A 14,300-nucleotide genomic window follows, 5' to 3' on the forward strand; every position below is an offset into this window, starting at 1 on the left:
TATTTTTTATTATTTTGCTTTTTTCTTTTTGAACTTGCTTAATACTTCATAAACGATTGGAACAATAAGAAGTGTTAATAACGTTGAACTTGTTAATCCACCAATTACTGTTACACCAAGTCCTTTAGAAATTAAGCCGCTACCTTCAAATCCTAATGCAAGTGGGATAAGAGCACCGATTGTTGCAATTGCAGTCATTAAAATAGGGCGAAGGCGTGTAGCACCAGCCTCTAATAAAGCTTCACGTGTTGATAGACCTTCATTTTCTTTATGAATAACACGGTCGATAAGCACGATTGCGTTTGTTACAACGATACCGATTAACATAAGTGCACCAATCATTGCAGAGACACTTAACGTTTCACCAGAGATTAATAAGGCAACAAGAGCTCCGATAATTGTGAATGGTAGCGAGAATAAAATTGCGAATGGTGCAAGGGCACCGCCAAACGTAACGACAAGAACGAAGTATACAATGGCAATCGCAGCTAACATCGCTAAGCCAAGTTGCTTGAATGATTCTTCAATATCTTTTGTAACACCGCCCATAGAAACATCTACACCGGAAGGAAGATCCATTTTATCTACTTCTTTTTGAACAGCGGCAGATGCTTTTGAAACGTCATCAGATGTTAGTTTTGCACTTACTTCTGCATAAACACGGCCATCGCGGTGTTTCACTGTATTCGAAGTTTCCCCTTCTTTTACAGTCATAACATCTTTCACAGCCACTTCAGTACCAAGTGGCGTTGTAATTTTACGATCTGTTAAGTCATCGATTGTTGCATAATTTTGTTTTTCAGCTTCGACATATACGTTGACATCTTTACCGTCTTTTTTAATTGTTGTAAGAACAGGTCGATCATGTTGATTAGAAAGTCCCATTCCGATTTGTGCAGCTGTTAGACCCATTTTACTTAGTTTTTCCTGATCTGCGACTAAAGTGTACTCTGCATACGTTTTTGCAATACTAGAGTCAATATCCTTTAAGTCTTTATTTTTCTTCATGATATTTTGAATATTTTTGACAATAGGTTTAATGTCTTCCGAGCTATCTCCGTAAACGTATAGTTTAATTTCATTACTACCGCCACTCGCTCCGAAGTCTTGGTTTTTCCATTCGCCTTTTCCAGACATCTTCTGTAAATCTTTAACGACTTGCTCTTTTTCTTTTTCGAAGTTTTTCGTGTCGTTATCATATTGCACGAAGAACATTGCTTGATTTGATTGACCAGGACTCATTGGGTTTTCGCCACCTAATGAGAATTGAATTGTTTTGACGTCTTTATTATCTTGGAAGTGCTTCTCAGCTTTCGTTGCAATTTTTTCAACATCTTCTAACGTTTGACCTGGTTCAGGGTTGTACGTTGTAATAATCATTTTTTCTTCTTCAGATGGTAAGAAACTTACACCGATAATTGGCACAAGTGCAAGACTACCAACTAATAGAAGGACAGCAATGCTTGATGTGATGATTTTATGATTTAAAGCCCATGCAAGTATGCGTTTATACCCGTTTGCTAATTTACTTGGTTTTTCTTCATGATGTACTTCTTTTTCCCTCATGCTCTCTTTTTTAAATAAAGAGTGAGCTAACATCGGCACGATTGTAACTGCTACTAGTAACGATGCTAATAAAGCGAAGACGATAGTTAAGGCAAATGGTAAGAACATTTCACCAATCATACCTTTTACTAGTCCAAGCGGTAAGAATACAGCAATTGTTACAATGGTAGAAGACATAATTGGGATAAACATTTCCTTCGTAGCTTCACGAATTAAATCTTTTCCGCGCAGTTTCTCTTCTGATAACGACATTCGTCGGTAAATATTTTCAATAACAACAATGGAATCATCAACAACGCGTCCAATAGCGACTGTCATTGCTCCAAGTGTCATAATATTAAGCGTAATATCCATTTGTTTTATGACTAATACAGCAATTAATAAAGAAAGTGGTATGGAAACGACAGAGATTAATGTTGTTCGGATATTTCTTAGGAACAGCATAATAATAACAATCGCAAATATAGCACCAAAAATAGCTTTGCTCAGCATTGTTTCTACTGATTTCTCAATCGGTGCACCTTGGTCGAATGTTGAAATAATCTCTAAGTCTTTATATTTTTTCTCAAGGTCTTTTACGTTATCTTTCACTGCATTTACAACATCAACAGTATTCGCGTCAGCAGCTTTCACAATTTGAATTCCAATTGCTTCTTTTCCATTTGTTCGAGAAATAGATTCTGCTTTTCCGACTTCTTTAATGTCAGCAATTTCATCTAATGTAACTGTCGGAATCCCGTTCATAGCCGCTGGATTCATTTGCGGTGTTTGTGTACCAGCTCCAGCGTTTTGACTACCTTGACCGCTCGGTGATGAAGGTATAGCTGGGATCTTTAATTCTTTCAATGCTTTCATTGTTGTAATATTTCCATCTACAACAACTGATTTTTCTGTGTCTTTAAATGTATATAAGCCAAGTGGTAAAGATACGTCCGATCCTTTAATTACATTTTTTACAGTATCTTCACTTAAACCTAATTCTTTCATCTTATCTTTCTTGAAGACAAGTTGTACTTCATCTACTTGTTGACCTGAAATTTGAACAGATGCGACCCCATCAAGTCCTTTTAATCCGGGAACAACATTTTTTTCTACATTTTCAGTTAAGGCAGATAAAGATTCATTTTTACTTGCTACGCTTAACGAAATAACTGGAAAGGCATTGAAGTTTACACGTGAAACTTTCGGGTCTTTTACACCTTCTGGGAGTTTCACATTTGTGAGAGCTTCTTTAATTTCTGTTTCAGCCTTTTCCATATTTTTATCAAAATCATATTCTATCTGAATAGAAGATGCGTTTTGATAAGATGATGAACTAACAACGTTTACACCACTTAAATTTTGTAGTTGCTCTTCCATCGGTTTTGAAACTTTGTCAGCTACTTCTTCTGGTGTAGCACCAGGATAAACCGTAGTTACTGTTACAACAGGTGTTGTAATATCAGGAATTGTTTCCAGCTTCATATTCAGCCCAGAATAAATACCTGCAATGGTAACAATAATGGTTAGTAGCCAAACTGCGAACTTATTTTTTAACGAGAAATTAATAATTTTGTTCATGTTTGCGCTCCCTTTGTATTGTATTGACCAACTGGTCAGTCTAATACATAATATAACTGACTGATTGGTCAGTCGTCAATGAAAAGGGATGGTATAATAAAGTGAAACTTTAATCAGTGGGGATTTTTTCATCACCACTGATTATTAGTTGAACCAATCGGGCTTTTACGGGCAGTTGAGCCCCCCACCTAACTTCTTTGCTTTCGCTGAATTTTGAGGCGGGGGGCTTACTGCCCGTTAATGCGGGATAAATTCATAATAAGATGCGAGATTAAATTTAGGAGAGACATGATATGAAAGAAAAAGAGCGCTTAATTATAGAGATGGCTATGAAGTTATTTGCGACTAAGGGTGTAAATGCGACATCAGTACAGGAAATTGTGACAGCTTGTGGCATATCTAAGGGAGCTTTCTATTTATACTTTAAATCGAAAGATGAGCTTTTATTAGCAACACTTCGATATTACTATGACAAGATTCAAAATAAAATGCTGGATATTGAAAATGAATCGTTATTGCCGCGTGAAAAATTTGCAAAGCAATTGCGTTGTCAGTTTAACGATATACAAAAGCATAAAGAATTTATTATTATGCATGCGAGGGAAAATGCTATACCTTTTAATAAAGAAGTAGAAGAGTTTATGATGAGGATGAAGTTAGAGTCTCACGCATTTTATCGGAATAGTTTATTGTCTATTTATGGTGAAAAGGTTATGCCTTATTTATTAGATTTAGTCATTATGGTAGAAGGCATATGCCGTGGATATTTAGAACTAATCATTTTACAAGCACCAGAAATTGACTTATCTTACGTTTCTGCTTTTATTTTGAAAAGAGTAGATGATTTAGTAGATGGATTGGTAGAATCTTCGGAAGAACCTGTGTTACATGAAGAAAAGCTTGGGAAATTTCTTTGCAAATCAGAGCTTATTAAGGAGCAGGTTAAGGAACACTTTTTAAAAGAAATTATTGTTTTTAAACGCACATTAGCTGATCAACTAGAAGATGAGGAATTGCTTGTTACATTAGATGTTTTGGAGGCAGAAATGAGATTGCAAAATCCAAGGATACCGGTCATTCAGGGAATGTTATCTAATTTAGAGATATATCCAAATTTAAAAGAATTTCGTTTGAGGATTATGGGGTATTACAATATAAAAAGGTAACAATGATGGTTTTCATTGTTACCTTTTTTATTATGCATTCACTTTTTCTTTTGTTTGTGTAGTCTCTTCTTGCTCAATATTGATTGTTTCTTTTACGATATAAATCGGACGGTTTTTACTCTCGTCATAAATACGAGCAATATATTGGCCAACGATTCCTAGACCAAGTAACTGAATACCGCTAAAGAATGTAATAGCAACCATAATAGATGCCCAACCTGTTTGCGTACCAGTGCCAATAATTTTTACAGTAATTGTATATAGTAAGACGATTATTGAAATAAGAACTGATAATAAGCCTAAAGTCATAACGATACGTAATGGTTTTGTTGAAAATGCAATAATGCCATCTGATGCAAATTTAATCATTTTCTTTAATGGATATTTTGTTTCACCAGCAAAGCGCTCATCGCGTTCATATTCAACATACGTTTGACGGAATCCAACCCAAGACATCATACCGCGGATGAAGCGATTTCGTTCAGTCATTTGATTGAAAACATCAGCTACTTTGCGATCGATGATTCGGAAATCACCAGTATCTTTTGGGATATCGATATCAGACATGTAGTTTAAGAATTTATAGAAATATTTAGCTGTTAAAAGTTTAAACCAAGTTTCACCTTTACGTTGTTTACGTTTCGCATAAACAACTTCATATCCTTCTTCCCATTTTGCAATAAGTTCAGGAATAACTTCAGGTGGATCTTGTAAGTCTGCATCGATAATTACAATAGCGTCACCTTTTGCAGCAGCAATACCAGCTGTAACGGCTATTTGGTGTCCAAAGTTACGTGCAAAATTAACGATTTTTGTACGGTAATCATTTGCTGCAATCTCAGATAAGATTTCCATTGTACGGTCTGTACTACCGTCGTTTACAAAGACAAACTCGTAATTAATATCATTTTGAAGCATAACGGACTTTAAACGGTTATAACATTCCTGTGCTACTTCTTCCTCGAAGTACATAGGAACTACAACCGAAATTAATTTTTGCATGTTGTATCCTCCGTATTTTTAATAAGTTGTTCAAGTTTAATTAGTAGCCTTTTCGGTTTGGTTGAATGTCCAAATTTTATTAAGGACAAAGTTTATAACCATTCCGACACCAATTGCGAAGATCTGTGCAATTAATGCATTAAAAGTAAGTTTATCTACTAATATAAATAAACATAATGTATTAAAAGCCAATACAATTAAATTTACAGTTAGAAATTTAAAGAACATTGACGTGCTTTTATTATTAGGTTTAAACACCCAATTTTTATTCCAATAGTAGCTATTGGCAACACCAATTAAATAGGCAATGGTATTCGCAATAAGGTAGTTCATCCCGAATTTTAATAATATCCAAAAGCTAATAATTGTAATGAGTGTATTAAAGATCCCTACTAAACCAAACTTTAAGAGTTTCTCCATAATAGTATCCTCAACTTTATAAAATATATAAATAAAACAGGAATGTAAAAAGGTTATTCGTACATAACAACTATCAATTATATCATAGTTTATGCTAATATGTTATAAGTTTTGGGTAGATATCATTTTAGGATATAAAATAAATCTGTTCATAATAAAAATGATTATTTTAAATTGGTATACTAGGAAATATAAAAGCAAACATGGAAATCATGATAATATTAATGTATAGTAGCTGGTAGTGTAATTTTTTTAGGAAATATAATGTTTTCCCATATAAATATGTTAAGGAGTGAGTTTTTTTGGAACGTTTTTCTGGATTGTTTTCAACCTTTTCTACACGTGCCATATACGGCATTTATAGCTTTTTCGTTGCAATATTAATTTTTGATTATTTTTCAGATACTCAAAAATATAATTATGTAATGATATTAGTTGGAGTTTTATTATTATGTACAATTGGAAACTTTATACTTAGCAGTGGATCGCTATACCTTGAAAGAGTAAATGAAAAAATATGTTTTTTTGTACTGCTAATTATTTGTGTAGCAGTGAAAACAGCGTGGATTCTTACATATAAGATTGATCCGATTGGTGATTATGAAGCCTTTTTTAATACGGCAAAAGCATTAGGTGACAACTTTGTTATTCATGATAGATATGTTGCATTATTTCCACATATTTTTGGGTATGCTTCATTCTTAAGTATCTTCCTGAAAATATTTGGGGCAAACTTTATGATTCCGCCAATTATTAATGTTGTTTTAACTACAATATCGATGGGATTAATATATTTTATAGCTAGAAGAATTGGTGGAGTGAGAACAGCGATAACAGCAAGTGTTTTATGGATTCTCTTGCCATCACAAACGATGTATAACATGTTTGCACTTTCAGAACCGTTGTATTGTACAATACTGTTATTAGCCTGGGCAATTATGATAATTGTTTATGATAAAATTGAAAATATAACGATTGCAAAGGTTCTTATGTATTCAATTCTAGTAGCTGCATTACTTGTATTAATAAATATGGCAAGACCAATTGCAGCAGTGCCAATTATAGCCCTAGCAATATGGATGTTTATTATAGATACAAAGCATATTGGGAATAAAAAGCTACTTATTAATAAGGTGGCATATGTAGGGGTTATCATTATTGGATACTTAATGATGTCTTCGGCGGTAAATCATTATGTAACATTACGTTTAGGTGAAGAGATAGCAACGGTGCCGGGATACAATATTCATGTAGGATTTAATAAGGGAGCTTCAGGAACATGGAATCCAGGAGATTCAGCATTACTATATCATTATAGTGGTCAACCAGGATGGAGTGCTCAGGACGTTCAAAAGCAAATGCTTGAAGAAGCGAAAAAGAGAATAAAAAACGATGATATAGATTTCGGGAAACTAATGTATGATAAATTTATTATCTTTTTAGGGAACGATGATCAAGCTGTTAAATATGCAGATCCAATTATGGATCATAAAGTACGATATACTATAATTTCTAATGTTTTCTATTACTTTTTACTAGCTACTTCACTGTTCGGGGCGTTAGTAGCTATAAAAAATAAAAATAAATCTTCACTTCTCATTATTTGTTTATACACGATTGGGCTAACAATGGCACAAATGATAGTAGAAGTAGCACCGAGATATCATTATTCGGCTACAATACCTATGATCTTTTTAGCTGCTTTTGGCATTAATCATATTTACAATAAAAAAAGGATATAAATAAAAAGGCATGAGCTCGGTATTGCATCGAGCTCATGCCTTTTTTATTTGGCCTTATCTTATATTTTTGTAGTCTTTCTTTTAGACATGAGACGATAAACTACATATAGTCCATAACTTTGAATGATTGTAAAGCTAGGGATGATAAAGTATCGGTATCTTGTTTGATATTCGATTAAGAAGTGAATCGTTATATAGCCAATTATTAATAATAAAAATAGTGTGTAATGTGTGTTGTTTTGCTTAGTTAGTATGAGATAAAAAGTTGCTAACGTGCCAAATAACATAGTTGTAATATATATAAATTTATCGTATGTCTTAAGGTCGTCTTGTAAGGTAACCATATCATTCTCTGTGTTACTTAGTGTTGCCAGACTCCATACTGGGGCGGAATCATAATCTGCCCACATAATCGTGAATTTATCACTAAATAAAGATAAAACCTTTTGTGGATCAGCTAGTCGCTCTTGAATCAATTTCTTCTCAACGGCTTCTCGTTCTTTTCCGAGCTCAAAGGACATAACATATTCTACATCTGCTGAAGAATATCCACCTCTTGTTTCATGATTAAGTCCTACGGTGAATTTCCAGAGAGGATCCCTGTTAGATAGCGGATATTGGGTAATTCCGGCAGATATAAATGAAGAACTTATAATGTAATGAACAAGGTAAAAAATGATGAAAATCCCAGACAATTTTTTTATAGAAGTTAAAATATCCTGTTTTGATTTTCCTAATATACCTTGTAAAAAGACATAAAGAGCTACTGCAATCAAAACTAAAGCGCCAAGTGGACGCATAATATCTCCTAAAGCTAGGGAGATCCCTATAAAAATCCACATATATTTATGGGTTAGGCCTTTTGTAATTAATAAATAAAACCCAAGATAAAATAGGAATGTGGCAATATGTTGATTCGTTAGTAATGAGCTCATTACAATGCTTGGGATATATAATGCATATAGTAATCCAGCCATTCTTCCAGACCATTCATTAAAAACATATGAAGTTATTTTGTAAATTAGCAAGGTTGTTCCTGTGCAATACATTATATTTAAAAGTTTTAGAAGGAAAGGCCCTTCACCGAATAAATTAATAATGAGAGCTTGGTACATTGTAAATCCAAGTTGATAAACCCATGAAGTATAATAGTCATCTTGTGCAAAACTAAAATCGCCTTTAGTAGCTTGAATAGCACTATTGTACATCACTGAAAAATCCGATTCGATAGGAGTTGGAACGTAGAGAACCCAAATTAATCGAACAGAAAAAGCTAAAACAATAAGTGAAACGGTAAATATAAATGTAGACATATACTTATTAGAAATATAGCCAATAAGCAAAAATAGAAGGCCTATTAGAATAATAATCGGGATGATAATAACGGAATGTGTGTCAGTTTTTTCTTGAATTACGACTATTGATTGCCACGTTATAGCAGCAGAAATAATTAGACATAGTACTAATAAGCACTTTACAAAAAATATATTAAGCTTTAGGGGGAATGTACGTTGCATTACTAAAAACTCCTTATCAAACTGTATGTTTATTTTAAAACGAAATCCCTTTACACGCTAAATAGCAGTGTAAAGGGATGTTTTTTAGGGGATTAAGAATTTTCTTGGGCCCATTTCTCTACATCCCAAGTTTTTGTTATCCACTCTTCATAAAAGTCTGGTTCGTGGCATACAAGAAGAATTGTTCCTTTGTATGCTTTCATCGCTTTTTTCAACTCTTCTTTTGCTGTAACATCAAGGTGGTTTGTTGGTTCATCAAAGAGTAGCCAGTTACTTTCTTCACCCATTAGTTTACATAAACGAACTTTTGCTTGTTCGCCACCGCTTAATTGATTCAGTGGACGAGAGATATGTTCGTTTTTTAAACCGCATTTCGCTAACATTGCACGTACTTGATGCTGGTCTAAGCTAGGGAATGTATTCCAAACATCATCAATGGGTGTTATATTATCAGCTTTTACTTCTTGCTCGAAGTATGATGGGTTTAAGAAGTCACCAAGACTTGTTTTTCCGCTTAATGGTTTAATCTTACCTAAAATCGTTTTTAACAGTGTTGACTTACCGACACCATTACATCCAACAATTGCAATTTTTTCACCGCGTTCAATTGTCATTGTTAATTTCGGTAATAACGGATGTGTATATCCAATCTCTACATTTTCCCCTTCGAAGACAAATCGACTACTTGCACGACTTTCTTTAAAGGAGAACTCAGGCTTAATAGCTGTTTCAGGACGATCGATACGTTCCATGCGATCAAGTTGTTTTTGACGGCTCTTTGCACGGCCTGTTGTTGAGTAACGGGCTTTATTTTTTGCAATAAAATCTTCTTGTTTTTTGATAAACTCTCGCTGCTTTTCATAAGCATTGATATGTTGATTTTTATTGATTTCTGCCAGCTCTAAGAATTTTTCATATGTTGCTGTATAACGCGTCATTTTTGTGAATTCTAGATGGAAAATAACATCGACACATTTATTCATAAATTCCGTATCATGGGAAATTAATAGGAATGCATGTGGATATTCTTTTAAATAACTTGTTAACCAATGGATATGTTCAACGTCTAAATAGTTGGTAGGCTCATCTAATAGTAATACTTCTGGTTGCTCAAGTAGTAACTTTGCAAGTAATACTTTTGTACGTTGTCCACCACTTAATGCCGCAACATCACGATCTAGACCAATTGCATCAATTCCAAGGCCGCGCGCTGCTTCTTCAATTTTAATATCTAATAAATAGAAGCCACCTGCTTCAAGGGCATCTTGAATTTCTGCCATTTGTTCAAGAAGTTCCTCTAATTCTTCTGGTGTAGCAGTTCCCATTTTTTCTGCAACTTCATTTAAAGCTTTTTCTTTTTCAAATAAAGGTAAAAATGCATCTGCTAATACGTCACGGATCGTGCGACCAGGTGTTAAAATCGTATGTTGATCTAAGTAACCGTAATTTGTACCAGGTGTCCATTCTACACGACCTTCGTCATGGATAAGCTGACCAGTAATTATATTCATAAATGTTGATTTACCAACACCGTTTGCTCCGACTAATCCAACGTGTTCTCCTGCGAGTAAGCGCATGGATACATCTCTAAATAATGTACGATCACCAAATGTATGGCCTAATTTTTCAACAGTTAATAAGCTCATAATGTCCTCCGTTCATTTCTAAATAGTGTCTTGAATCATGATACTAAATTCTTGGATATAATGCTATCATTTCAAAAATATATAATGTAACTGACAAGCAAGGTATGCGATTACAAAAGAATGATGGGTTGCTTTGCAAGAAATAAGCGATGCAAGAGAAATAAAAAAATAAGGTGTAACCATTTAATAAAAGTGGTTACACCTTATTTTTTTATTTTAAATATCCACGAACAATACCGCGTAAGCGATTTGCGTGGAATTTACGCTTATCATTAGAAATGTTTTGTGTCATACGGAATGTTGCGGCAGCGACAGCACGTATGAAATAAGGGAATCCATAGTGTAAGCGAATAACCCTACCAAAACCACCAGCATAAGAAATAGCACGTTTTAATGATTGTTCATTAATAATTTCCTCTTTTACAGGATGGTATACGAACAGATCTTTTCTAAATAAACCAGTGTAATTTTGTTTCATCCCACGTAGTACAAAGTCAGTTTCTTCACCAGCTCCATAAATCGTGCCAGAACCAACACCTAAATTTTCATCAAATGTACCTACAGCTTGTACAAATTGTTTTGTGAAGAATAGTGTGAAAGAAGGCCCCATGAATCCATACTTATTATTTAAAATAATGTCTGTATTCGGTGCGTGTATTAAAGAACCTGTACCTTCAACATTTGTAGTGTTTGTCGAGATGAAATGAACATCTTTATTAGAGTTGAAAGTTTCTAATATACTCTCTAAAACATTTGTTTCATAAATACAATCATCATCTGGAAAAGCGATGAAATCACCATCTGCTACTTTTAATCCTGCATTTCGAGCTCTCGATAGCCCTTTAATAGGTGTATAAATGTAGTTAATAGAAAATTTATCTTTATATTCATCAAATAAATCAGAGATTGGCGTATCATTTTGATCTACTACGATAAGTTCAAAGTTTTTGTAAGTTTGTTGTTCAAGTGATTTTAGTAAGTCAAGAATATCATCACGTCTGCCACAAGTAGCCATGATTAAAGAAAATTTCAAGTTTAACAGCTCCTTTTAGAGATTGCGTTTAAGCTTTTTTGAATCGTGCTAATATCTTTTCAAGTAGTGAAAAGAGAATTTCATCCTTTGTTATAAAGAGGATAAGGGCATACGTTAATCCACACGTTATTATGACTAGGATAACTTGTAGTATTTGTCCAGATACGATCATATCAATAACGAATGCTATGGGGACAAATGTTAGGGAATAAAATAGATATTTAAGTTTTTGTATATCAAATAACGTATAATTCACTTTTAATTTCTTTTTCACATAAATATATTCAAATGTGATTAAGAAGCAATTCGCAATTGTTGTTGTGAAAATTGCGGTTGTTGGTGTAAGTATATGGAAGAATATTAATGCAATATTGGATGCCAAGTTGATAAATCCACAAATGAATAAAAATCGCACTAAAATGCTTTCTTTCTTTTTCACATAAATAATTTGATTCGATAAGATGGACTCAATACCGACTGTAATCATATAGAAGGCGAAAACAATTAATGTATTACCAGCCTCAGCAAATTGTTGTCCACCGTAAATAACAACAGCTCCATGAGCAATGAGCATTAAACCAATCGCGGCAGGGAATAGGGTAATGAAATATACTTTTGAAATTTTATTTAGTAAAGACTCATATTCCATTTCAGACGCGTTTCCTGATAAATAAGACAGTCTTGGAACGGTTACTTGTACAACACTTAACATAAGTGTATTAATAATCATCATAATTTGAAAAGCCATTACGTAATATGCAACTTCTTCTTTTCCAACATATACCCCTAAAACAAGACGATCTAATTGAGTATATAAAATATTAGCATTTGAAAAAATCAAGACTAATAGTAACGGTTTTAAATGAGGAATAATTGTTAAGTCGGAAAAATCAAATTTCACTTGGCGTTTCACATATATAAAGCTAATAGAGTGGTTTAAAAATGTCGATAATACTAATAAACCAGCATATGTTTTGTAATCGTCAACCCCATGAATGAAAGAGAAAAGAAGTACGACATAGATTAATCGAACGATAACTGTTTTTTTAGTGATGAAGTCATAATTTTCATATGCCTCATTGAACCATTCCACATAAAACATGTTAGATATAAAATTAAAACCGAAAATAAGAAGAACAGGAAATAAACTTTCATGTCCGTATCCAATATAACTAAAGAGCACAAAGCCTGATAAAGCTAAAATACTAGTTGTGAAGTTAATTACATAGAGACTTGTAAATAACTTAGAAACTTTCTTTTTATCGTTTTTAATTAAGCTAATTTCACGTAAACCATATTGATATACACCAAATACGGCGAACACGAAGAAGTAATTGAAAAAAGTTTCAGCAATGTTAACGGTTCCGATTGAATTGGCCCCTAATGTTCGATATGCGTAAGGACCAACTAAAATTGGAAGTATAATATTAAACGTGTTGAGCAGTATTTTATAAAAAATATTTGAAGCAATTGATTTCTGCATAATTTCACCTTTCCATTAAAATAATCCAGTTTTTTCACTAGAGTTAATTCTCTCAATATAATGAAGTGTAAGGTGTTTTCTACACTGTTTACAAATCCTTAAATTGTTTGTTGACCACCCGTATAAGTGTACCCTACATAAACTTTGTAAAGCAACTGTTGATGGGATCGAACTGTATTATAAAGTGAAACTTTAATCAGTGGGGGGTTGTACAGTTCCTATTGATTATCAGCCCTCATCAATTGGGCGTTTACGGGCAACGGGGCTCCCGCCTAAAGTCTTTGCTCCACACGAATTTTGACACGGTAGTTTTACAGCCCGAAAATAGCGGGATAAATGAGATTTTATCAATTAGAAAAAGTTAATAGCGAACGGGTATGTATAAAAATATTACATAATATGTGTGAAAAGGAGTAATGGTTGTATGAAGGTGTGAAATTATTTATAAAAAATGAGCGAATATGTGATAGCTATTCGCTCAAAAGATGTTTTAATGGTGAAGGCCTATATACTCCAAGGTTTACTTAAAGTTAAAACTTCAGCCATTTCTTTGCTTTTTACACGCCCTTTTTTTCTACTTTCTGCACGCTCAGAACCAGTTGTGTGTAGCCAATGTTCTTCTTCCGTTTCAGGTAGTACTTGTGGGACAGATGAAGGTTTTCCATCTTTTAATGCAACGAATGTAATGAAACATGTTGCAGCTATTCTACGTTCGCCTGCTAATAAATTCTCTGCAATTACTTTTACGAACACTTCCATCGAAGATTTTCCTGTATAACATACGAATGCTTCGTAACAAACAGAATCTGCTTGGTGAATTGGAGTTAAAAAATCAACAGAATCGATAGATGCCGTTACGCAATGTTTACGGCTATGTCTTGCAGCTGCAATTGAAGCGATACTATCAATTTCCGCTAATAATTTTCCTCCGAAAAGTGTTTGATGATTATTTAAATCATTCGGAAAAACACGTGTTGTTTTAATTGCTTTGGATTCTCGCATGAATTTCTTTTCCATATGGTCAGCCCCTATTTTCTGTTTTCAATCAGAATGACATGTATTGTAAGTGGAGTACAAAAAATTAAAAATCAATAGATATTTAATGAAGTAAAGAATTCCAGAAGAGGGTTAGTAAAACTTCTGTATTTGTATTCATGTAACTGAA

At 33.7% G+C, this 14,300-nt stretch carries 10 protein-coding genes; 2 read left to right on the forward strand and 8 right to left on the reverse strand.

Translation table 11 applies throughout. The features are described from left to right. Positions 1 to 9: 9 nt before the first annotated feature. A complete protein-coding gene (locus ACSG5Z_RS20600; protein ID WP_435712038.1) occupies positions 10 to 3,126 on the reverse strand; it encodes an efflux RND transporter permease subunit in 3,117 nt (1,038 codons plus the stop codon). Positions 3,127 to 3,419: 293 nt separating this feature from the next. Here ACSG5Z_RS20600 and ACSG5Z_RS20605 point away from each other — a divergent pair, with 293 nt between their 5' ends. Next, positions 3,420 to 4,292 (forward strand): TetR/AcrR family transcriptional regulator, encoded by an 873-nt coding sequence (locus tag ACSG5Z_RS20605; protein WP_087981890.1) that lies wholly within the window; start codon positions 3,420 to 3,422, stop codon positions 4,290 to 4,292. A gap of 30 nt (positions 4,293 to 4,322) precedes the next feature. Here the strand turns inward: ACSG5Z_RS20605 and ACSG5Z_RS20610 are convergent, their stop codons facing one another. Together ACSG5Z_RS20610 and ACSG5Z_RS20615 are read right to left on the reverse strand one after the other, a co-directional pair. Next, on the reverse strand, positions 4,323 to 5,294 hold the full coding sequence (locus ACSG5Z_RS20610; RefSeq protein ID WP_001170707.1) for a glycosyltransferase family 2 protein: 972 nt from the start codon (positions 5,292 to 5,294) through the stop codon (positions 4,323 to 4,325). Positions 5,295 to 5,330: 36 nt separating this feature from the next. Next, positions 5,331 to 5,714 (reverse strand): GtrA family protein, encoded by a 384-nt coding sequence (locus tag ACSG5Z_RS20615; RefSeq protein WP_000413281.1) that lies wholly within the window; start codon positions 5,712 to 5,714, stop codon positions 5,331 to 5,333. Positions 5,715 to 6,016: 302 nt separating this feature from the next. On the opposite strand from ACSG5Z_RS20615, the gene ACSG5Z_RS20620 reads away from it, so the two are divergent. Beyond that, on the forward strand, positions 6,017 to 7,456 hold the full coding sequence (locus ACSG5Z_RS20620) for a glycosyltransferase family 39 protein (RefSeq protein WP_088065071.1): 1,440 nt from the start codon (positions 6,017 to 6,019) through the stop codon (positions 7,454 to 7,456). A gap of 59 nt (positions 7,457 to 7,515) precedes the next feature. On the opposite strand, the gene ACSG5Z_RS20625 is transcribed toward ACSG5Z_RS20620, so the two are convergent. The 5 genes from ACSG5Z_RS20625 to ACSG5Z_RS20645 form a co-directional block, all read right to left on the reverse strand. After that, positions 7,516 to 8,973, reverse strand: a complete 1,458-nt coding sequence (locus ACSG5Z_RS20625) for an ArnT family glycosyltransferase (protein ID WP_435712039.1) — start codon at positions 8,971 to 8,973, stop codon at positions 7,516 to 7,518. Positions 8,974 to 9,065: 92 nt separating this feature from the next. Next, on the reverse strand, positions 9,066 to 10,619 hold the full coding sequence (locus tag ACSG5Z_RS20630; protein WP_087981892.1) for an ABC-F family ATP-binding cassette domain-containing protein: 1,554 nt from the start codon (positions 10,617 to 10,619) through the stop codon (positions 9,066 to 9,068). Positions 10,620 to 10,830: 211 nt separating this feature from the next. Then, positions 10,831 to 11,652 (reverse strand): glycosyltransferase family 2 protein, encoded by an 822-nt coding sequence (locus ACSG5Z_RS20635; RefSeq protein WP_435712040.1) that lies wholly within the window; start codon positions 11,650 to 11,652, stop codon positions 10,831 to 10,833. Positions 11,653 to 11,680: 28 nt separating this feature from the next. Then, positions 11,681 to 13,135 carry an oligosaccharide flippase family protein gene (locus ACSG5Z_RS20640; RefSeq protein ID WP_087981894.1) on the reverse strand — a complete coding sequence of 485 codons (1,455 nt, stop codon included), beginning with the start codon at positions 13,133 to 13,135 and terminating at the stop codon, positions 11,681 to 11,683. A gap of 504 nt (positions 13,136 to 13,639) precedes the next feature. After that, positions 13,640 to 14,152, reverse strand: coding sequence for an acyl-CoA thioesterase (locus tag ACSG5Z_RS20645; RefSeq protein ID WP_000412135.1), 513 nt, complete (start codon positions 14,150 to 14,152; stop codon positions 13,640 to 13,642). Positions 14,153 to 14,300: the final 148 nt, after the last annotated feature.

The sequence above is a fragment of the Bacillus pretiosus genome, from assembly GCF_051294775.1.
In the GTDB taxonomy this organism is placed as follows: Bacteria; Bacillota; Bacilli; order Bacillales; family Bacillaceae_G; genus Bacillus_A; species Bacillus_A wiedmannii.

Coding starts and splice junctions, on each gene's coding strand:
- ACSG5Z_RS20600 (WP_435712038.1), bottom strand. CDS start 3,126: ATGAACAAAATTATTAATTTCTCGTTAAAAAATAAGTTCGCAGTTTGG.
- ACSG5Z_RS20605 (WP_087981890.1), top strand. CDS start 3,420: ATGAAAGAAAAAGAGCGCTTAATTATAGAGATGGCTATGAAGTTATTT.
- ACSG5Z_RS20610 (WP_001170707.1), bottom strand. CDS start 5,294: ATGCAAAAATTAATTTCGGTTGTAGTTCCTATGTACTTCGAGGAAGAA.
- ACSG5Z_RS20615 (WP_000413281.1), bottom strand. CDS start 5,714: ATGGAGAAACTCTTAAAGTTTGGTTTAGTAGGGATCTTTAATACACTC.
- ACSG5Z_RS20625 (WP_435712039.1), bottom strand. CDS start 8,973: ATGCAACGTACATTCCCCCTAAAGCTTAATATATTTTTTGTAAAGTGC.
- ACSG5Z_RS20630 (WP_087981892.1), bottom strand. CDS start 10,619: ATGAGCTTATTAACTGTTGAAAAATTAGGCCATACATTTGGTGATCGT.
- ACSG5Z_RS20640 (WP_087981894.1), bottom strand. CDS start 13,135: ATGCAGAAATCAATTGCTTCAAATATTTTTTATAAAATACTGCTCAAC.
- ACSG5Z_RS20645 (WP_000412135.1), bottom strand. CDS start 14,152: ATGGAAAAGAAATTCATGCGAGAATCCAAAGCAATTAAAACAACACGT.